Source organism: Cellulomonas chitinilytica (assembly GCF_016862675.1).
Taxonomy (GTDB): Bacteria; Actinomycetota; Actinomycetes; order Actinomycetales; family Cellulomonadaceae; genus Cellulomonas; species Cellulomonas chitinilytica.
In genome coordinates, this window is record NZ_BONK01000014.1 from 115426 (window position 1) to 131891 (window position 16466).

17 protein-coding genes are annotated in these 16466 nt (G+C 74.0%); 9 read left to right on the top strand and 8 right to left on the bottom strand.

From position 1 onward, the window contains the following. Positions 1-25 precede the first annotated feature (25 nt). The gene (locus Cch01nite_RS18560; RefSeq protein ID WP_203757972.1) at positions 26-961 is read right to left on the bottom strand and encodes a LysR family transcriptional regulator; all 936 of its coding nucleotides are present in this window, start codon (positions 959-961) and stop codon (positions 26-28) included. Positions 962-1030: 69 nt separating this feature from the next. Here Cch01nite_RS18560 and Cch01nite_RS18565 point away from each other — a divergent pair, with 69 nt between their 5' ends. Further along, positions 1031-2095 carry a YeiH family protein gene (locus Cch01nite_RS18565; RefSeq protein WP_203757973.1) on the top strand — a complete coding sequence of 355 codons (1065 nt, stop codon included), beginning with the start codon at positions 1031-1033 and terminating at the stop codon, positions 2093-2095. A gap of 37 nt (positions 2096-2132) precedes the next feature. On the opposite strand, the gene Cch01nite_RS18570 is transcribed toward Cch01nite_RS18565, so the two are convergent. Together Cch01nite_RS18570 and Cch01nite_RS18575 are read right to left on the bottom strand one after the other, a co-directional pair. After that, positions 2133-2591, bottom strand: a complete 459-nt coding sequence (locus Cch01nite_RS18570; RefSeq protein ID WP_203757974.1) for a GatB/YqeY domain-containing protein — start codon at positions 2589-2591, stop codon at positions 2133-2135. A 115-nt stretch (positions 2592-2706) separates the two neighbouring features. Continuing rightward, on the bottom strand, positions 2707-2961 hold the full coding sequence (locus tag Cch01nite_RS18575; protein WP_203757975.1) for a DUF4242 domain-containing protein: 255 nt from the start codon (positions 2959-2961) through the stop codon (positions 2707-2709). A 48-nt stretch (positions 2962-3009) separates the two neighbouring features. On the opposite strand from Cch01nite_RS18575, the gene Cch01nite_RS18580 reads away from it, so the two are divergent. The 8 genes from Cch01nite_RS18580 (at position 3010) to Cch01nite_RS18615 (ending at position 10533) form a co-directional block, all read left to right on the top strand. Further along, positions 3010-4074, top strand: coding sequence for an AraC family transcriptional regulator (locus tag Cch01nite_RS18580; RefSeq protein ID WP_203757976.1), 1065 nt, complete (start codon positions 3010-3012; stop codon positions 4072-4074). Positions 4075-4087: 13 nt separating this feature from the next. Further along, positions 4088-4468, top strand: coding sequence for a nuclear transport factor 2 family protein (locus Cch01nite_RS18585; RefSeq protein WP_203757977.1), 381 nt, complete (start codon positions 4088-4090; stop codon positions 4466-4468). A gap of 157 nt (positions 4469-4625) precedes the next feature. Next, complete coding sequence (locus tag Cch01nite_RS18590) at positions 4626-5654, top strand: ANTAR domain-containing protein (RefSeq protein ID WP_203757978.1); 1029 nt, start codon at positions 4626-4628, stop codon at positions 5652-5654. 2 nt (positions 5655-5656) lie between these two features. Then, the gene (locus Cch01nite_RS18595) at positions 5657-7582 is read left to right on the top strand and encodes a SpoIIE family protein phosphatase (protein WP_203757979.1); all 1926 of its coding nucleotides are present in this window, start codon (positions 5657-5659) and stop codon (positions 7580-7582) included. Between the two features lie 26 nt (positions 7583-7608). After that, positions 7609-7953: a hypothetical protein gene (locus Cch01nite_RS18600; protein WP_203757980.1), complete on the top strand. Its 345-nt coding sequence runs from the start codon at positions 7609-7611 to the stop codon at positions 7951-7953. A 79-nt stretch (positions 7954-8032) separates the two neighbouring features. Beyond that, a complete protein-coding gene (locus Cch01nite_RS18605; RefSeq protein ID WP_203757981.1) occupies positions 8033-8497 on the top strand; it encodes a nitroreductase/quinone reductase family protein in 465 nt (154 codons plus the stop codon). A 165-nt stretch (positions 8498-8662) separates the two neighbouring features. Then, positions 8663-9160 carry a gluconokinase gene (locus Cch01nite_RS18610; RefSeq protein ID WP_203758000.1) on the top strand — a complete coding sequence of 166 codons (498 nt, stop codon included), beginning with the start codon at positions 8663-8665 and terminating at the stop codon, positions 9158-9160. Then, the gene (locus Cch01nite_RS18615) at positions 9157-10533 is read left to right on the top strand and encodes a GntP family permease (RefSeq protein WP_308439313.1); all 1377 of its coding nucleotides are present in this window, start codon (positions 9157-9159) and stop codon (positions 10531-10533) included. Before Cch01nite_RS18610 ends, Cch01nite_RS18615 begins: the two co-directional genes overlap by 4 nt. A 59-nt stretch (positions 10534-10592) precedes the next feature. Here Cch01nite_RS18615 and Cch01nite_RS18620 read toward each other — a convergent pair whose 3' ends face one another. The 5 genes from Cch01nite_RS18620 to Cch01nite_RS18635 form a co-directional block, all read right to left on the bottom strand. Beyond that, positions 10593-11999 carry a glycoside hydrolase family 10 protein gene (locus tag Cch01nite_RS18620; protein WP_203757982.1) on the bottom strand — a complete coding sequence of 469 codons (1407 nt, stop codon included), beginning with the start codon at positions 11997-11999 and terminating at the stop codon, positions 10593-10595. Between the two features lie 278 nt (positions 12000-12277). Next, complete coding sequence (locus Cch01nite_RS22960; protein ID WP_275407234.1) at positions 12278-12412, bottom strand: hypothetical protein; 135 nt, start codon at positions 12410-12412, stop codon at positions 12278-12280. Further along, complete coding sequence (locus Cch01nite_RS18625; RefSeq protein WP_203757983.1) at positions 12403-13212, bottom strand: alpha/beta hydrolase; 810 nt, start codon at positions 13210-13212, stop codon at positions 12403-12405. The genes Cch01nite_RS22960 and Cch01nite_RS18625 overlap by 10 nt, the downstream gene beginning before the upstream one ends. A 191-nt stretch (positions 13213-13403) precedes the next feature. Beyond that, a complete protein-coding gene (locus Cch01nite_RS18630; RefSeq protein WP_203758002.1) occupies positions 13404-14429 on the bottom strand; it encodes a LacI family DNA-binding transcriptional regulator in 1026 nt (341 codons plus the stop codon). Positions 14430-14728: 299 nt separating this feature from the next. Beyond that, positions 14729-16466: non-reducing end alpha-L-arabinofuranosidase family hydrolase (locus Cch01nite_RS18635; protein WP_203757984.1), on the bottom strand; the 1738-nt coding region annotated here is incomplete at its 5' end.

The window sequence follows — 16466 nt, forward strand, 5'->3', positions numbered from 1 at the left end:
ACGGAACGCCCGTGCGACCTGGGGCCTAGTCGCGCGGGCGTGCCGCCCTCTCGGTGACCACGCGCGCCACGTCCTGCACGGCCGCGCCCGGTCGGCGGCCGCGCGCCCACACCAGGCGCAGCTCGCGCCGCAGGTCCACGCCCTCGACGTGCACCCGGCGCAGCGTGCCGCGGTCCAGGTCGCCCTGCACGGCGACGGCGGACAGCACCGCCGCGTGCCGGCCGCCGCGGACGGTCGCGGTCACGGCCGTCGTCGAGCCCAGAGCGGGGCCGGCCGGCAGCACGGCGCCGGCCGACGCGAGCGCCCGCTCGAGCGTCTCCCGCGTGCCCGAGCCGACCTCGCGCAGCGCGAGCGGCGACCCGACGAGCATCGCGACGTCGACCGGTCGGGTGCGGCGCGCCCACGGGTGCTCGGGGGCGACCACGACGACGAGCTCGTCGACCGCCACCACCCGCGCGTGCAGCCGCGGGTCGACCTCGGGCGACTCGACGAAGCCGAGGTCCGCCTCGCCCGCGAGCACGGCCCGCTCGACCCCGGCGGAGTTCACCACGACGAGGTCCACGGAGGTCGCCGGGTCGACGCCCGCGAGCCACCCCGGCAGGAGGTGCTCGGCGATCGTCATGCTCGCCGCGACCACGACGCGTGCACCGTGCCCGGTGCGCAGGGTCGCGACGTCGGCCTCGAACGCGTCGGACGCGCGCAGCAGGTCACGGGCCCGCGGGACCAGGCGGAGCCCGTCCGCCGTGAGCGTCGTGCCGCGCGCCCCGCGGTCGACGAGCGCCAGGCCGGTGCGGCGCTCGAGGCGGCGCATCCCCGCGCTCGCCGACGGCTGGGCGATGCCGAGCGCGCGGGCCGCCGCCGACAGCGAGCCGTGGTCGTCGATCGCGACGAGGAGACTCGCGGCGGCGAGCGGGATGCGGGCCGCACCGGTGTCGTCGTCGGTCGACCGCTCCTGAGCCATAGCCGCACGCTATCCCTCGCGAGCGAACCTGCCCTACTGCGCCGCGCCCGGGCCGCCGACGCTGGCAGCGTGCCCCCACGAACCACCACACTCGACGCCCCTCCTGCCCGCATCACCCGGCGCACGGTCGTCACCCTGCTCGCGGTCGCCGCCGCGGGCGCCGCCGTCACCCACCTCCACCCCGCCGCCCCCGTCCTCGTCGTCGCCCTCGGTCTCGGCGTCGCGGCCCGCACCGCCGGGCTCGTCCCGGACGCCGCCCGCAGGGGGCTGACGTGGACCTCGACGCACGTGCTGCGCACCGGGGTGGCGCTGCTCGGGCTGCAGCTCTCCCTCGGCGACCTCGGGCGGCTCGGCGTGCGCGGCGTGCTCGCCGCCGTCGCGGCCGTGCTCGTCACGTTCACCACGACGCTCGCCCTCGGCCGTCTCCTCGGCGTCCCCGACCGGCTGCGGCTGCTCGTCGCGACCGGGTTCTCGATCTGCGGGGCCGCCGCGGTCGCCGCGATGACGAGCGTGCTGCCCGGCAGCGCCACCGGGCAGTCCGACGACGGGTCCGCCGACGGGCCCGAGGAGCGGTCCGAGGAGCGCGACGCGACCGCCGCCGCCGTCACGCTCGTCGCCCTGTTCGGCACCCTCGCGCTCGTCGGCCTGCCGCTCGCCGCCCGGGCCCTCGACCTGCCCGACAGCACCGCCGCGCTGTGGATCGGGCTGTCCGTGCACGAGGTCGCCCAGGTGGTCGCCGCCGCCGGCACGGTGTCCGCCGCCGCGGTCGCGGTCGCGGTCGTCGCGAAGCTCGCGCGCGTGCTGCTCCTGGCGCCGGTCGTCGCGGTCGTCGGGGCCGGTCGGCGAGGACGGGCACGGACCGGCGCCCGCCCGCCGCTCGTCCCGCCGTTCGTCGTCGCGTTCCTCGTGCTCGTCGCCGTCCGCAGCACCGGGGTCGTCCCCCCGTCGGTCGTCGCGTCGGCGCACGTCCTGTCGACCGTCGCACTGACCGCCGCACTGACCGCGCTCGGCGCTCAGGTGGACGTGCGCGACCTCCTGCGCGGCGGCGGCCGGACCCTGGCGCTGGGCGCGGCGAGCACGCTCGTCGTCACCGGCGTCGGCCTCGCGGGTGCGCTTCTCGCCACGCACGCCTGACGGGGCGCCCCCCGACCCCGGCGACGAGGCGCGCCCGTCAGCCCGCGAGCGCCGCCCGCACGAGCGTCGAGAGCTTCTTCCCGTCGGCCGCACCCGCCGCCCGTGCGGTGGCCTCCTTCATGACGCCGCCCATGTCCTTGAGCGAGGTCGCACCGAGGTCCGCGACCACGGCGGTGACCAGCGCGGCGAGCTCGTCGTCGGACAGCCGCGCCGGGAGGTACGTCTCGATGACGTCGGCCTCGGCCGTCTCCGTCTCGGCCCGCTCGGCCGCACCCGCGTCGGTGTAGATCTGCGCGCTCTCCCGGCGCTTCTTCACCTCACGGGCGAGCACCTTGAGCACGTCGTCCTCGGTGAGGTCCTTCTCGACCGGTCCGGCCTTCGACTCGGCGCGCACGGCACCGATCGCCTGGCGCAGGACGCCGACGCGGACGGTGTCCCGGGCCTTCATGGCGGTGGTGAGGTCGGCGGTCAGCTGGTCGAGGGTGGCGGCGCTCATGGGTCCATCCTGCCGTCCCGGCCCGGCGCCGCCCGAGCGAGTTTCGGGCCGGGCACGCACCCGGCCACCGTCCCGGCGCACGGCACCGGACGGCGGCCGGGTCGCACCGTGCGGCTCAGTCGCCCTCGACGACGGCGAACAGACGGTCCGCGACGAGCCCGTGCGCCTCGCGGTGCACGGCGGCGGCGGCCTCCGCGTCCGGGGCGTCGACCAGGCAGAAGACCCGCCCGCTCGCCTCGTCGACCCAGTACTTCTCGTACCGCACGCCGTGCCGCTCCTGGGTCGCCAGGTCGGCGGCGTGGGCGCCCCGCACGTCGGCGAGCGTGGTGCCCTCCGGCAGCGTCTCGTGCACGTCCATGAACAGCGGCATCTCTCCTGCTCCTTCGTCCTTGCGGTGGTGCCTGACACACTGAGCCTCGTGCCGGACACGGCCCACGACCATGACCCGTTCCCCGCCGCACCTGACCCGGACCCCGCACCCGACCGGGAGGGCGCGACGGTGCGGGACGACGCCGTGCTGGACGACGCCGTGCTGGACGACGCCGTGCGTGGCGTCCGGGTGCACGGCGCGATCTTCCTGCGGGCCGAGTACTCGGAGAGCTGGGCGTACGAGTCGATGAGCACCCGGGACGTCACCGACCTGCTCGCCCCCGGCGAGGAACGCGTCGTGCTGTTCCACGTGGTCGCCGACGGTGCGTGCTGGATCGAGACCGCACCCGGTGAGCGGCTGTGGGCGGGTCCGGGCGACGTCATCGTGCTGCCGTACGGGGACCGGCACCGGATGGGCGGCCGGACCGAGGCGGTCGCGGTGCCGATCCGCTCGATCCTGCAGCCGCCCCCGTGGCCGACCATGCCGGTCATCCGGTACGGCGCGGGCGGCCCGACGACGAACGTCGTGTGCGGGTACCTGAGCAGCCACGACCCCCTGTTCGACCCGGCGATGCGCGCCCTGCCCTCCGTCTTCGTCGTCACCCCGCCGCCCGGCCCCGCCGGCGAGTGGGTGCGGGCGAGCATCGACTTCGCGCTGGGCCAGACGTCCCGGGACGCCGACGGCCGCTACTCGGTGTCGCCCCGGCTGCCGGAGCTGCTGCTCGCCGAGGTCCTGCGGCTGCATCTCGCGTCGGCGCCGTCCGGCGAGCACGGGCTCCTGCGCGCGCTGCGCGACCCCGTCCTCGCCCCTGCGCTCGCGGCGCTGCACGGCGACCCGTCGCGCCACTGGTCCGTCGCCGACCTCGCCGCGCGGTCCCACGTGTCGGTGTCCGCGCTCGACGAGCGCTTCCGCCAGGTGCTGTCCGTGCCGCCGATCCGGTACCTGTTCCAGTGGCGGATGCACGTCGCCCGCGGGCTCCTGGCGAACGGGGAGCTCGGGGTCGGCGCCGTCGCCCGGCGCGTCGGGTACGAGTCGGAGGAGGCGTTCAGCCGGGCGTTCAAGCGCGAGCACGGGTCGAGCCCGCGCGCGTGGCGGGAGTCCGTCCGTCGCTGACAGACTGCCGGCCATGACCCTGCCTGATCCCGCCGCGTTCGCTGCCACCTGGGTGGCCGCCTGGAACGCCCACGACCTCGACGCCGTGCTGTCCCTCTTCCACGACGACGTGGTGTTCACCTCACCGCTGGCCGCGCAGCTCCTGCCCGACACGGGTGGGGTCGTCCGGGGCAAGGACGCGCTCCGGGAGTACTGGTCGCGGGGTCTGCGCGCGTACCCGGACCTGCACTTCACGGTCGAGCGGGTGTTCTCCGGCGTCGGCGCCCTCGTGATTGAGTACCGCAACCACCGTGGCGGGCTGGTCGACGAGGTGCTCGTGCTGCGCGACGGCCTGGTCGCGGAGGGCCACGGGACCTACCTGCCCGATACCGACCCGGCCCCGGCACCCGCCTGACGGCACCGAGCGGGCCACGGTCCTGCCGTCCGCCCGTCGAGCGCGGCGCGACCGCGGAGGGCTACCGTCGAGGATGCGGCCGCGGGCGTCGGTCGCGCCGGGTTCAGACGCGAGCCCGCACCGCACGCTCGCCGTACGCGCACGCCCGGAGGAGCCCATGGCGACGGGAGGAAGCACCTCGGTCGGTCGTTTCCGGCTCGACCCGCGCGACGGCCGCTGCTGGTGGTCGGACGGGATGTTCGAGATCCACGGGATGGAGCCTGGCGAGGTCGTGCCCACGCTGGACCTCATGATCCGGCACGTCGACGCCGCCGACCGCGACCGGGTCCTCGAGCACATCGCCCAGGGGGCGCGTGACGGGTCCGCGTTCGGCTGCCAGTACCGGCTCCTCGACCTCGCGGGCCACGCCCGCACCGTCACCCTGACCGGGTCCGGCGAGGCCGCCGCCGACGCCGGGGGCGACCGCGTGGTCAGCGGGTTCCTGGTCGACACGACCGCGGCGCAGCAGCGCGCGATGGCGAGCCGCGTCAACGCCGAGCTCGCGCTCGCGCTCGAGTCCCACGCCGTCATCGACCAGGCCAAGGGCATCCTCATGCTCGGCTACGGCCTCGACGGCGACGCGGCCTTCGAGCTGCTGCGCTGGGGGTCCCAGCAGCGCAACCTCAAGCTCGTGACCCTCGCCGGGCGGCTCGTCTCCGTCGTCGAGTCCGCCGGCGGCCTGAGCTCCGGGATGCGGCGACGGCTCGACGACGTCTTCTTCGCGAGCCTCAGCAACGGCGACGGCGGCGGCGACCTGCCCGCGCAGCGCTCGGCGCCGACGCTGCAGGTGAGCTCGTCGACGGTCGACGGGGAGCCCGCCGCCGTCGTCGAGGGTCCGGTGGACCTCGCGACGGTCGGGCAGCTGAGCGCCGCGCTGACGCAGCTCATGGCTCGGGCCCACCGCCCCGGGAGCGTGGTCGTCGACCTGCGTGGGGTCACGCACCTGGGGTCCGTCGGTGTCTCCGTGCTGGTGGCGGCCCACCGCCGTGCGGCCGGGGACCGGGTCCGGCTGCGCCTCGTGCTGTCCGAGACCACGAGCCTGGGCCTGGTGGGCGCCGACGCCCTCGACGTCGAGGTGGTGCCCGACCCCCGGTCGACGGCGGACGCGGGCACGGCCCCGCCCGAGACGAGCCCACGGAGGGGATGACGATGACCGACGAGCCTGCCGACGCGCCGCGCGAGGCGGAGTGGGTCCCCGAGATCTTCGAGAGCTCGTCGTGCTTCCACTACGCGTTCCGCGGTGACGACCTGCGGATCGTCGCCGCGAACCGGGCCGGGCGCGAGCTGATGCTGCAGCGTCCCATCGTCGGCCTGCGGGCGGACGACGTCACCGACACCGGGCTGGAGGGCGTCCGCGCGATCCTGCAGCAGGTGCAGGACACCGGGCGGTCGGTCCACCGGGCGGCCCTGCGGGTCGGCATCGACTCGGACGACGGCCCGGCGGAGCGCTGGCTCGACTTCACGGTGTCCCCGTGGCGGGACGCCGACGGGAACCAGGTCGGCGTGCTCAGCTCCGGCTTCGACGTCACGGAGCACGTGCGCGCGCGGGTCGACGCGGCCGAGGGCGCCGCGGAGGCGCACGAGCGCTACGCGCGCGCGAGGAAGGTCGTGGCCCGCCTCCAGGGCGCGCTGCTGCCGACGACGGTGCCGTTGCTCCCCCAGGTCGACGTCGCCGCCGCGTACCTCGTCGCGGGGGTGGAGCAGGCCGCCGGCGGGGACTGGTTCGACGCCGCGACGATGCCCGACGGGCGGCTCGCGCTGACCGTCGGCGACGTCGTGGGGCACGGCGTCGAGGCGTCGGCGGTGATGGCCCAGCTCCGGGCGGTGCTGTCGGCGCGACTGTTCGAGGGCGCGGGGCTGGTCACGGCGATCGGCGCGGTCGAGGCGTACGCGGAACGTGTGTCGGGGGCGTTCGCCACGACCGTGTGCGTCGCCCTGCTCGACCCGTCGACGGGTGAGCTGGAGTACGTGACGCGCGGGCACCCCTCCCCCCTCGTCGTGGACGGGACGTCCGCACGTCTGCTGCCCGCGACCGGTGACGGCCCGCTGGGCGCCCGGGGCACCGGCCGGGTGGGCACGGGCCGGCTCGCGCCCGGCGAGGCGGTGCTGCTGTTCACGGACGGGCTGGTCGAGAAGCACGACCGGCCCGTGCTCGACGGCGTCGCCGAGCTGGAGCGCTCCGCCGTGGCGGCCTTCAACGGCCCGCCGCGTCCGACGTCGGCCGCGGTGCGGATCGCGCAGCGGGTGCCGCGCGACCTGGTGGACAGGGGCTCGACGGACGACGTGACGCTGCTCGTCGCCGTCCGGCGCTCCCCGCTGCACCCGCTGCACCTGAGCGTGCCCGCGGAGCCGGCCCGGCTGGCGCAGGTCCGCCACGCGATCGACGTGTGGTGCGAGGGCGTCGGCGTCGGGCTGGTCGACCGGAACCACCTGGTGCTGGGCACGAGCGAGATCGCCGCGAACGTCGTCGAGCACGCCTACCGCGACCGGGACCCCGGTCATCCGGCGGGCCGGATGACCCTCGACGCACGGATCGACGACGACGCCGTGATCCGTGTCGTCGTGACGGACGAGGGCCGGTGGCGCGACCCGGACCCGCGACCGGGCGACCGGGGCCGGGGGTTCAGCATGCTCGCCACCGCGGGCCTGCAGGTCGCCGTCCACCCCGGCCCGACAGGCACCGCCGTGACCCTCGAGTGCCCCGCGCGGCGCCTGGCGACCCTCGACGAGGCCGGCCCGCCGAGGGAGGCGTCGATCGCCGGCAGCGGTCCGGTCACCCTCGCGCTCGACGAGGACCGCGCACGCCTGCGGGTCGCGGGCGCCGTGGACCATCTGGCCGCGGCGACGAGGCTCGAGGCGGAGGTGCGCCGCCTCGCCCGCAACGGTCTCGTCCCGGTCGAGCTCGACCTGGCCGCCGTCCGGTACCTGGGCAGTGCCGGGGTCCGCGCGCTGGAGACCCTCGCCGGCGAGTTCAGCGAGCTCGCGATCGTCGCGCCGTCCGGGTCGCCGGCCGCTCAGACCTTGGGCCTGGCCGGCACGCCGCACGTCGTGCACGAGCCGTCGGGGTCGCACTGAGCGCGGGTCGCGACTAGCGTCCGCGCATGGACGCCGTTCGATCGGGACGCACCCGTGAGGTGCCCGTCGGTGGTGGGCACGTGTGCGTCCGGGTGCTCGGCTTCAGCGAGACGACACTGCCTGACGACGCGCCGCGGCACGCGGTCCGGTTCCCCGTCGTCCTCGCCCGGGTCGACCCCGGGCTGGTGCGGGTGTCGAGCGGCGAGGTGGTGCTCGGCTACCTGTCGCCGTCGTGGTCGAGGACCGTCGACTTCGACCTGTGGGAGTGCGAGCAGCTCGGCGTCGCCGCCGTCGCGCGCGGTGTCCTGTCGGGGCCGCCCGGCCAGCGGGACATGCACGTGATGCTGGCGTGGAGGCGCCCGCGCCGGTGACGGACCCCCTCCTTCGGGACGATGTGCGCCGCAGCCGCCGGGTGTCTGATCGGGACCGTCACGACCCGAAGGAGGACCCATGAGCTTCGACACCCCGAACGGCACCCACGGCGCCCACCAGCCTCGCGCGTCAGGCCCGCTCGGACGGCTGATGACCACGATGATGGTGAACCGGACCCGGCGTAAGCGCGGCGAGCTGATGGGCGGGCTCCTCGTGCTCACCACGATCGGCGCGCGCAGCGGTGCGGAGCGCAGCACGCCCGTGCGCGGCTTCGCCCGGCCCGACGGCACCTGGGTCGTCGTGGCCTCCGCCGGCGGCGGCGCACGCAACCCGGCCTGGTACCACAACCTCGCCGCCCATCCGGACGAGGTCCGCGTCGAGGCCGCCGGGCGCGTGGTGCCCGTGACCGCGCGCCAGCTCCACGGTGCGGCCCGCGACGAGGCGTGGGCGGCCGTCACGGCCGCGGCGGACCGGTTCGCGGCGTACCAGACGAAGACCGACCGCGAGCTGCCCGTCATCCAGCTGTCCCCCCGGGCGGTCTGACCTCCCCGGGCACCCGCCCGCGTGCGGGTGCCCGGGGGCGGTGCCACGCTCGACGAGACCGCGGACGGCTCGGGAGGACGGGCCGTCGACCGGGACGACGACCGCCGGCACGCGTCGACGGACCAAGGGGGCAGGCACGTGGCCGAGGTCGAGCACGTGGTGGTCATGGGCGTCGCGGGGTCCGGCAAGACGACGGTCGCCCGCATCCTCGCCGCACGGCTCGACCGGCCCCTGGGCGAGGCCGACGAGTTCCACCCGCCCGAGAACGTCGCGAAGATGGCCGCCGGCACGCCGCTCGTCGACGAGGACCGCTGGCCCTGGCTCCGCACCATCCGCGACTGGCTGACCGCGCACGCCCGTGAGGGCCGCAGCACCGTGGTGACGTGCTCGGCGCTCAAGGTCGCGTACCGCGACGTGCTGCGGGAGGCCGAGGGGCGCGTGCGGTTCGCCCACCTGGCGGCTCCCGAGGCCCTCATCGAGGACCGCATGGGGGCACGTGCCGGGCACTTCATGCCACCGGAGCTCCTGCCCTCGCAGTACCGGACGCTCGAGCCGCTCACCGACGCGGAGGACGGGTTCGTCGTCCCGGTCGACGTCCCGCCCGAGGAGGTCGCCGAACGGGTCCTGGACGCGCTCGCGCACGACCGGGAGGTGCGGCCGTGATCGCGGCACAGCTCCTCGCGGCGGACCCACCCGACGTCAGCGAGACCAGGCTGATCGTCGCCGCGGTCATCGGCATCGCGACGATCGTCCTGCTCATCGTCGCCCTCAAGCTCCACCCGTTCCTCGCCCTGACGATCGGCTCGGGTGTCCTCGCCGTCGCGGCGGGCATCCCCTACCCGGACGCGTTCACCAGCTTCAGCGCCGGTCTGGGCACGACGGTCGCCGGTGTCGGCGTCCTCATCGCGCTCGGGGCGATCATCGGCAAGATGCTCATCGACAGCGGCGGCGCCGACGAGATCGTCGACACGATCCTGAGCCGCACCCCCGTGCAGCGGCTGCCGTGGGCGATGGCGCTCATCGCGTTCATCATCGGCATCCCGCTGTTCTTCGAGGTCGGCGTGGTGCTGCTCATCCCCATCGTCATGCTCGTCGCGCACCGCTCGCGGGTGTCCCTGATCCTCGTCGGCATCCCGGCCCTCGCGGGCCTGTCGGCGCTGCACGGCCTCGTGCCACCGCACCCCGGACCGCTCATCGCGATCGACGCGCTGAACGCGAACCTCGGGATGACGCTCGGCCTGGGCCTGCTCGTCGCGATCCCGACCGTGGCGATCAGCGGTCCGCTCCTCGCCAAGCCGATGAACCGCTGGGTGCCGCTCCCGCCGCCGGAGTCGTTCCTCGGCGAGGCCCGTCAGGACGAGGACGCGAAGCGGCCGGCGTTCGCGACGGCGCTCACCGTGGTGCTCCTGCCCGTCGTCCTCATGCTGGCCCGGACCATCGACGAGAGCCTCGGGTTCGACGACACTCCAGTCGGCAAGTTCTTCCTCTTCCTGGGCACCCCGCTGGTCGCGCTGCTCATCACGTCCCTGGTGGCCCTCGTCGCGTTCGGGACGGCCCTCGGTCGCACCCGCGACGAGGTCAGCGCGCTGGTCGGCGCGTCGTTCATGCCCATCGCGGGCATCCTGCTGATCGTCGGCGCGGGCGGTGGGTTCAAGCAGACCCTCGTCGACTCGGGCATCGGCGACGTCATCGGCAAGAGCCTCGCGGACGCCCCGATCTCCCCGCTGATCGCCGGCTGGCTCGTCGCGGTCCTCATCCGTCTCGCCACCGGCTCCGCCACCGTCGCCACGATCACCGCCGCCGGCCTCGTGGCCCCGCTCGCCGCCGACCTGTCCACGTCGCACGTCGCGCTGCTGGTGCTCGCGATCGGCGCCGGGTCGGTGTTCTTCAGCCACGTGAACGACGCCGGGTTCTGGCTGGTCAAGGAGTACTTCGGCATGACGGTGGGCCAGACGTTCAAGACGTGGTCGGTCATGGAGACCGTGCTGTCCGTGACCGCGCTGATCTTCGTGCTGCTGCTGGGCCTGGTCGTCTAGCGACCTGCCGACGGGCGCGGAGGGGGGTCCACGCCCGTCGGCAGGAGATGGTCAGCCCGTCAGGAGGCCGAGCAGCTCAGCGACGGCCACGTCCAGTTGCCGCCGTGCTGGACGGTGAAGCCGAACGACGTCGTCTGCCCTGCGGAGAGCGAGCCGCCGTTGGACGGCCGCATGACCATGACGTTGGCCGAGGGCCAGGTCGGCGACCCGTTCCAGGTGGCGATGATCTTCTGCGGGTAGCTGACGGTCACCGTCGCCTGCCACGAGCTGATGTTCGTGTTCGCGCGGATGGTGACCGTGCCGTTGAACCGGTCGCTCCACTTCTCGCCCTCGGAGTACGTCGCCGTGCAGCTCGGGTTGCCGCTCGGCGTCGTCGACGTGGGCGTCGGGCTCGGGGTGCTGGTCGGGGTCGACGTGCTCGTCGGGTCCGGCGTCGTGGTGGAGCCGCCCGCGTTCAGCGCGTTGAGGACGGAGGTGTAGGCGGCCTTCTTGTTGCCGGAGCCGTCGAACAGCAGCGGGGTGCCGGAGGAGCGCCACGAGTCGGAGTCGCGCACGCCCCACACCGTGATGCCGGTGCAGCGGGACACGGCCAGGCAGGCCTGCACGACGCGCTGGTAGCTCGAGGCCTGCGAGCTGCCTGAGCCCTCGATGTCGAGCTCGGTGATCTGCACGTCGACGCCCAGGTTGGCGAAGTTCTGCAGGGTCGTCTGGTAGTTCGACGGCACCGGGCTCTGAGAGTTGAAGTGCGACTGGAAGCCCACGCAGTCGATCGGCACGCCGCGCGACTTGAAGTCCTTGACCATGGTGTAGACGGCCTGCGTCTTGGCGTCCGACCAGTTGTCGGTGTTGTAGTCGTTGTAGCAGAGCTTGGCGCCGGAGTCGGCCGAGCGGGCGGCCTTGAACGCGGCCTCGATCCAGTCGTTGCCCGTGCGCTGCAGGTTCGAGTCGCGACGCGCGCCGGACGAGCCGTCCGCGAACGCCTCGTTGACGACGTCCCAGGCGTAGATCTTGCCCTTGTAGTGGCCGGCGACCTGGGTGACGTGGTTGAGCATGGCGCTGCGCAGCGAGCTGCCGGACATGTTCTGCATCCAGCCGGGCTGCTGGGAGTACCAGGCCAGCGCGTGCCCTCGGACCCGCTTGCCGTTGCTCTGCGCCCAGCTGAGGATCCGGTCGCCGTTGGTGAAGTTGAACTGGTTCTGGTTCGGCTCGGTCGCGTCCGCCTTCATCTCGTTCTCGGCGGTGATCATGTTGAACTCACGGTTCGCGATGCCCGAGTACGTCCCGTCGCTGAGCCTGCTGGCCGCGATGGCGGTGCCGAAGTAGCGGCCGGACCCGCTGGCGGCGGCCTGCAGGGTGCTGCCGGCGGCCTGCGCCGGGACGGCGAGCGCCACGGCCAGGGCGGCCACGGCGATGCCGCTGACGGCGCCGAGCAGACGGGCGCGGTGGTGCTGGTGCGGGGTCGTCATCGATCCCTCCTCGGGGATGGTCGTGCACCGGCGCGAGTGCCGGGCACGCCACCCTTCGCTGGGCCGGCGCGGCGGGTCAACCACAGATGAGGGATTGATAGTTTCGAAAGATCGAACGAAACGATTATTCACTCCTCCGGGTGTAGTTCATCGGTGTAGATTCGCTCCCATCGGTTGGATGAGGGCCGATCTCTCGCCCTGCGGCACGACGGCGCGACCCGTCGAGCCGGAAAGTATCGGGCCGCGCCCGCGCAGCGAGGAACGGCCGACGACGCCGCTCAGCCGGTGACGCCGACGCGGTGGACCCGGATCCGGGCCACGTGCTCGCGGGGCCGGAGCTCGAGCGCACCGACGTGGACGGCCTCGCCGAGCAGCGCACCGATCGTGAAGACGTGCGTCCCGGTCAGGCCCATGCCCCCTCCGGCTCACCGAGGACGCGCCGCAGGAAGGTCGCCATCCGCAACCAGGCGGCGGTCGCCTGCTCCTCCGGCCCGACGTGCGTGAAGCCGTGCCCGCAGCCGGGGAAGACCACGTGCTCGGTGTCGACACCGGCGGCCGACAGCCGGGCGGCGTACCGGTCCCCCTCGGCGCGCAGCAGGTCGTGCTCGGCGGTGATCACGAGCGTCGGCGGCAGCCCGCCGAGGTCCTGCGCTCGCACCGGGGACGCGAGCTCGTCCGCCGGGCTCGTCGCCAGGTCGAGCGGCGCGTGGTCGACGACGACACCGCGTAGGAGCGGGCGCCCGTGCCGACGGGCGAGGAGCGCCGACGCGGCGGCGAGGTTGCCGCCGGCGCTGTGCCCGCCCACCGCGAGGCGCGCGCCGTCGACGCCCAGCAGCCGGCCGTGGTCGGCGATCCACCCGAGCACGTCGTACGTCTGGTGCAGCGCCGCGGGGAACGCGTCCTCCGGCGCGAGCGGGTAGTCGACGTTGACGACCGCGCAGCCCGACGCGTCGGCGAGGAACCGGCAGTAGGGGTCGTCGTCCTGCCAGCCGCCCAGCACGAAGCCGCCGCCGTGCAGGTTCACGAAGACGCCCGGCACGTCGGGCCCGACGGCGGGGTGGTACACCCTCAGCTGCGGCACGGGAGCGCCCGGCGTCGTGTCGACGACCTCGAACGTGCCGCTCGGCAGGTCCGGCAGGGCGCGCGGTTGCGACCGGGCGTGGCTCGCGGCCGCCGTCCGGAACTCCCGTACCTCGTCGAGCACGTCGCTCACTCCCGCACCTTCCCGGGCCACCGCCGCGACGCACCGGGCGCCGTCGCAGGCAGCCTCTTTTCATCGATGTAGATCGGGTCGACACCACCGTGGCGACCGTGGCCGGGCACTGTCAACCGCTCCGGACGTGGATTCACCTCGGTGCGCCGCCGACCCGCGGGCCGCCGGGCCGAGACGCCAGCCCCGGCAGGTCAGGGCACCCGCGGCGGCGTGCTCTCCCGCTCGATGAGCCGCAGGTCCGCGACGTGCAGCACCGGCGGACGGGTCGGCTCCCCCGGACCGGTCCGCTCGTCGAGCCGACGGCGCAGCAGGTCGACGGCGACCTCCGCGATCTCCCGACGCCCCGGGTCGATCGTCGTCAACGCCGGGACCGAGTACCGGGCGTCCTCGATGTCGTCGAACCCGACGACCGCCACGTCACGCGGGATCGACAGCCCCCGCACCTGCAGCTCGTACATCGCACCGATCGCGAGCGCGTCGTTGAGCGCGACGACGCCGTCGACCTGGCCCACCCCGTCCAGGACCGCCGCCATCGCCCGCGCGCCGTTCGCACGGTGCCAGCCGTCGTCGGCCCAGCCGAGCAACCGCTCGTCCACCGAGAGACCCCGGGCCTCCAGCGCCTCCCGGTAGCCCTGGAAGCGCAGCCTGGCCGAGCCGGCGGTCGGCGCGTGCAGCATGCCGACCAGCGCGATCCGGCGACGCCCCACGTCGAGCAGCAGGTCGGTGGCCGCCCGTGCGCCCTCGACGTTGTGCATGGTCACGTGGTCGACCCGCGAGGAGAAGATCTGCTCACCGAGCAGCACGAGCGGGTACCCGAGGTTCTCGAGGACGTGCGCGTCGCCCTGGTCGAGGGCTGCGGGACTGAACACCAGGCCGTCCACCAGCCGACGACGCGGCTCGCGGAGCGCCTCGAGCTCACCGTCCCGCGTGAAGCCCGTCGGCTCGATGAGGACCTGCAGGTCGTGCCGGCGGGCGGCGGCGAGCACCTCGTCGGCCAGCTCGCCGAAGTACGGCTGCCCGAGCTCGGGCACCGCCAGGCCGATGACCCCGCTGCGCCCGGAGCGCAGGATCCGGGCGGTCACGTTGAGCTCGTACCCGAGCTCGTCGATCGCCGTGAGGACCCGCTCGCGCGTCGACTCGCGGATGTACGGGTAGCCGCTGAGCACGTTCGACACCGTCTTCGCGGAGACGCCCGCCCGACGCGCGACGTCGGCCATCGTGGCCACGGCATCCCCTTCGCGTCGTCGCATGGCCGCCCGCACGCGGCACCCAGGCGGGTTCACGCAGCGGGCAGCGGCAATCTACCGGACGAGGCACCCGTCGAACCGGTGTCGACCGGCGCGCGCCACACCCCGCGCCCTGCGTCAGCTACGACCCTCCCCCGAGGTCCGGGGCGGTGCCGCGCCACGGGACGCCAGACGCCCGACGCCCGACCCCAGGCAGTTCGCCTGCGGTCGGGCGTCGGGCGGCGCCGGGTCCGGGCTCACCCGGGGTCAGCGGGGCGAGCCGGTCCGGATCAGCAGGTGGAGCCCGTCTGCGTCAGCAGACCGAGCCGCCACGGCAGCGAGTTGTAGTCGCCGGACGCGCTCGGGTCCATCCCCTGGTACAGGTACCGCAGGTTGCACGGGCTGATCTCCATGGTCTGGTCCGTGCCCGAGCGGATCATCTCGCCGTGGCTGATGTCCTTGGTCCACGCGCCGCCCGGGAACGTCACGTTGCTCGCCCGGGCGAACGGGTTCGACTCGGAGTCCGCCAGCGGCGTCCACGTCCCGGCGATCGACGACGACGTCCATGACCGGAAGTAGCGCTTGCCGTCGGACCCGATGGCCTCCACGAGCATGAGCCACGAGTTCTGGCCGGCGATCTTGTAGACGTTCGAGGCCTCGAACAGCGCGTACCGGTTCGAGTCCTGCATGGTGATCACCGTGTTGGTGAACCCGTCGGGGAAGCTCGACAGCGACGTCTCCGACCGGTAGAGGTGCCCGTTGTCGTCGGACGAGAACAGGTAGCACTTCGACGTGTCGCACACGGTCCAGAAGTCGACCCAGTAGCCGTCGCCGATGTTGTTCGTGATGATCTGCGGCTGCGAGGAGTAGAAGTTCTTCGGCGCCGACCAGGACGACGGGTCGGAGATGTTCGAGGTCGTCGAGTAGGAGCCGCCCGCACCGGTCTGGTACACGAGGTACCAGAGGCTCTGCGGGGCGAACCAGAACACCTGGGGCGCCGCCCGGTAGCCGGTGCCGATCGCCGACCGGTCCAGGTAGTACGGCGTCGCGGACGAGGCCTGGGACCAGTCGGTGAAGCTCGTGTACTGCAGGTTGTAGCCGGCGGACGAGGCGGTCGAGGCGAACACGTGCCACCTGCCGTCCGCGTACACCACCGACGGGTCCTTGACCCCGGCGACCGAGTGCGAGCCGTCCGGCTTCGGGCTCGTGACGATGCCGCTGGACGACCAGGCGAACGTCGACGGGAGGCTGCCCGTCGGGGTGCTGGTGGTCGGCGTGGGTGTCGGTGTCGGGGTGGGTGTCGGTGTCGGTGTGGCGGTCACCGCGCCGTTGCACGGCGTGCCGTTGAGCGTGAAGCTCGTCGGCGCCGGGTTGCTGCCGCTGTACGCGCCGTTGAACCCGAAGTCCGTGGTGCCGCCCGCCGGGATCGTGCCGTTGTAGCCGACGTTCCTCGCCGTGACCTGTGCGCCGCTCTGGGTGACGGCGGCGTTCCACGCCTGGGTGACCGTCTGGTTCCCGGGGAACGTCCAGGCGAGCGTCCAGCCGTTGACGGTCGGGCCGAGGTTGGTGACCCGGACGCTGGCCGTGAACCCGGTCTGCCACTGGCCGGGTGCGGCATAGGTGACCGTGCACCCGGTCCCGGGTGTGGGGGTCGGGGTCGGGGTCGGCGTCGGGGTCGTCGGCGTCGGGGTGGGCGTGGTCGGCGTCGGGGTGGGCGTCGTCGGCGTCGGTGTCGGCTGGGCGTTGTTCAGCGCGTCGAGGACGGAGGTGTAGGCGGCCTTCTTGTTGCCCGAGCCGTCGAACAGCAGCGGGGTGCCCGAGGAGCGCCACGAGTCGGAGTCACGCACGCCCCACACCGTGATGCCGGTGCAGCGCGACACGGCCAGGCAGGCCTGCACGACCCGCTGGTAGCTCGAGGCCTGCGAGCTGCCCGAGCCCTCGATGTCGAGCTCGGTGATCTGCACGTCCACGCCCAGGTTGGCGAAGTTCTGCAGGGTCGTCTGGTAGTTCGACGGCACCGGGCTCTGC

What these genes read in the sequence shown, in the direction of transcription:
- Cch01nite_RS18610 (WP_203758000.1), top strand. Translation starts at nt 8,663, where the DNA reads ATGGGCGTCGCGGGGTCCGGCAAGACGACGGTCGCCCGCATCCTCGCC.
- Cch01nite_RS18575 (WP_203757975.1), bottom strand. Translation starts at nt 2,961, where the DNA reads ATGCCGCTGTTCATGGACGTGCACGAGACGCTGCCGGAGGGCACCACG.
- Cch01nite_RS18595 (WP_203757979.1), top strand. Translation starts at nt 5,657, where the DNA reads ATGACCGACGAGCCTGCCGACGCGCCGCGCGAGGCGGAGTGGGTCCCC.
- Cch01nite_RS18585 (WP_203757977.1), top strand. Translation starts at nt 4,088, where the DNA reads ATGACCCTGCCTGATCCCGCCGCGTTCGCTGCCACCTGGGTGGCCGCC.
- Cch01nite_RS18620 (WP_203757982.1), bottom strand. Translation starts at nt 11,999, where the DNA reads ATGACGACCCCGCACCAGCACCACCGCGCCCGTCTGCTCGGCGCCGTC.
- Cch01nite_RS18560 (WP_203757972.1), bottom strand. Translation starts at nt 961, where the DNA reads ATGGCTCAGGAGCGGTCGACCGACGACGACACCGGTGCGGCCCGCATC.
- Cch01nite_RS18630 (WP_203758002.1), bottom strand. Translation starts at nt 14,429, where the DNA reads ATGGCCGACGTCGCGCGTCGGGCGGGCGTCTCCGCGAAGACGGTGTCG.
- Cch01nite_RS22960 (WP_275407234.1), bottom strand. Translation starts at nt 12,412, where the DNA reads ATGGGCCTGACCGGGACGCACGTCTTCACGATCGGTGCGCTGCTCGGC.
- Cch01nite_RS18605 (WP_203757981.1), top strand. Translation starts at nt 8,033, where the DNA reads ATGAGCTTCGACACCCCGAACGGCACCCACGGCGCCCACCAGCCTCGC.
- Cch01nite_RS18600 (WP_203757980.1), top strand. Translation starts at nt 7,609, where the DNA reads ATGGACGCCGTTCGATCGGGACGCACCCGTGAGGTGCCCGTCGGTGGT.
- Cch01nite_RS18590 (WP_203757978.1), top strand. Translation starts at nt 4,626, where the DNA reads ATGGCGACGGGAGGAAGCACCTCGGTCGGTCGTTTCCGGCTCGACCCG.
- Cch01nite_RS18570 (WP_203757974.1), bottom strand. Translation starts at nt 2,591, where the DNA reads ATGAGCGCCGCCACCCTCGACCAGCTGACCGCCGACCTCACCACCGCC.